The following is a 2468-nucleotide window of genomic DNA, read 5'->3' as shown; positions in this document are numbered from 1 at the left end:
TACTATATCCCTCTCAATGACTTTTGCCAAACCGCCTAAAGCTCAGTAAATTCAGCAAAGTTCAGGGTTTTGAGGGTTAGAGGCATGCTCCACAGATCCCTCAAGCTGGCAAGGGATCGCTATGATTTCAGCATAGTCTGAATCCTTCTGGGGGAGGGCTGGCTTGGTTGTCCGGATCCCTCCAACACCAGACGACTAGAATGAGTAGGAAGCAGATTTGCCTATTCCCAGCAGCATCACCCACTCAGCAGGGCCGTCTTTTTTCTTATGCTAGACGCTTTACTGATCGCGATCTTCATGTTGGCCGGGGCTGGTCTCGGGTTTTACGGCCTGGATTTGCTCCCTCCTGCCGCCATTCAGGGGGCCAATGTGGAAGGAGCCCGTGTCGTCACCAGCGGCTTTGGCGTGCTGGCAGGACTGGCTTTGGGATCCCTGGTGCGCTGGAGCTACCGTCGCTTTGAGGCCAATGTGCGCTCCTTGCCGCCGGACGTGTTGATCAGCCGCTCGGTGGGGTTGGTGATCGGCTTGGTGATTGCCAATCTGGCCATGGCTCCTGTGTACTTGCTGCCCTTGCCTCCCCAACTCAACAGGTTCCTCGAGCCACTGGCTTCGGTCTTTTTCAGCTTGGCCTTTGCCTATCTGGGGGTCAGCCTGGCCGATACCCACGGCCCCTCGCTGCTGCGGCTGTTTAACCCCAACTATGCTTTACAAGCAGCCCTCTGGGCGGAGGGCAATGTGGTGGCTGCCACGGCCAAGGTTTTGGACACCAGCTCCATCATCGATGGCCGAGTGGCTCAGTTAATCGAGACAGGTTTTTTGGAAGGAACCCTGGTGGTTCCTCGCTTTGTGCTGACAGAATTGCAGACCATTGCCGACAAAGCCGATGCCCAAAAACGAGAGCGGGGCCGCAAAGGCTTGGATACCCTGCAGTCTTTGCGAGAGGCCTACCCCGATCGTTTCGTTATTCACGAAGCCAACTATCCAGATCTGACCACTGTCGATGAAAAGCTGGTGCGCCTCACCCAAACCGTGGGGGGAACGCTGCTTACCACCGATTACAACCTGAAGAAGGTGGCGGCTCTGCAGGGGGTCAAGGTGCTGAATGTGAATGAGTTGGCCGAGGCGCTGCGGCCTCTCTACGTTGCCGGCGATAGCTTTGATATCAAGATCACCCGCGAAGGAAAAGAGCCAGGTCAAGGGGTGGGCTACTTGGAAGACGGCACCATGGTGGTGGTGGAAGAAGGGCAGCGCTCTGTGGGCAAAACCCGCTCTGTAGTTGTGACCAGCGCCATTCAAACCTCAGCAGGCCGCATGATCTTCGCCCGCCTTAACAAGGACTCTGCCCCACTAACCCGCCCGGCCTCTGATCCCGCCAGCCCGGCTTCCTCTGGAAAAACCTGAGTTTTGGCCTACGTTCCCCTAGCGCAATGGTGGCTTCATCCCAAATGGGCGCCCTCCGACCCACTCCGATGTTCTACACGCAGGATCGCCAGAGGCGCTTCTGGAGTTTTTACTGGGAAGATGCCGAGAAATATGGCATCCACCCTCAGCACATCGTGAGCGGACAGCAAATCTGGGAGGTGGCCAACGCCGGGGAGTATGAGGCTAAGCTCAACCAGGTGTTTGCAAGCGGGGATCCCCTCTCCTACGAATGTCAGGTGCTCTCGCCCCGCTACAAGTTGCATCTGCATCTTTCTCTCAACCCTGTACGGGACATGGAAGGGGAGGTGGTGGCGGTTGCGGCAGTGGGCAAGTTGCTGGGGGCTACGCCTTTTGCGTTGGCCGGAGGAACCAGCAGCCCCAGCAGCCAGCCCCATGCTCTCCCGGCCGATCCGGTACAGGGGATCACGACGCAGTTGGTGCGCAACATCCGGCATTCCCTCGATATCCGGCAACTGTGCCAGCAGACCGTGGAGCAGTTGGGGCAACTGTTTGAGGTAGATCGCTGCCTGATGGCCCTCTACGAGGTGGGGCAAGACTCCCTCACGGTCAATGCCGAGTACCGCCGCCATCCTGGGGATCCCTCCCTGCTCCACCAGACCCTGAAGCTGGCAGATTACCCCCATTTGTTGCAGGCCCTCAGACAGGAAGAACCGGTGGAGGCGGGGCGACATCTGGCCATTGCCATGTCTTACCAGGGCTACGCCAACAGCCTGCTCTGGCTGGAAGTATTGGATCCGAACAGGGTTCCTGTTTGGCAGCCAAGCCACATTCAGGTACTCCAGAGCATTGCCACCTACCTGGGCGCAGCCATTGCCCACGCCATTTTGCTGGATCAAAGTCGCCAACTGGCAACCCGCTTGCAGTTAGCCAACCAGACGCTGCGCCAGAAAAATAAGGAGCTGGAGCAGGCCCGTGCCCAAGCGGAATCGGCCAACCAACTGAAAAGCCAATTCCTGGCCAACACCTCCCACGAGCTGCGCACCCCCCTAAACGGGATCATCGGCTTTATCAAGCTGGGGCTGGAC

The 2468-nt window shown here is 58.1% G+C and carries 2 protein-coding genes; both read left to right on the top strand.

Annotation, left to right across the window (positions count from 1 at the left end; translation table 11 throughout):
• The first annotated feature begins 267 nt into the window (after positions 1-267).
• Positions 268-1401, top strand: coding sequence for a PIN/TRAM domain-containing protein (locus NW837_RS12825; protein WP_414332038.1), 1134 nt, complete (start codon positions 268-270; stop codon positions 1399-1401).
• A 44-nt stretch (positions 1402-1445) separates the two neighbouring features.
• Positions 1446-2468, top strand: a 1023-nt coding sequence (locus NW837_RS12820; protein WP_414332037.1) for a histidine kinase dimerization/phospho-acceptor domain-containing protein, incomplete at its 3' end; no start/stop codon positions are given.

This window comes from Synechococcus sp. R6-10 (genome assembly GCF_047461815.1).
GTDB lineage: Bacteria > Cyanobacteriota > Cyanobacteriia > Thermostichales > Thermostichaceae > Thermostichus.
The sequence above is the reverse complement of the archived record's forward strand: the minus strand, read 5'-3'. Positions and strand labels throughout refer to the sequence as shown.

Coding starts and splice junctions, on each gene's coding strand:
- NW837_RS12825 (WP_414332038.1), top strand. CDS start 268: ATGCTAGACGCTTTACTGATCGCGATCTTCATGTTGGCCGGGGCTGGT.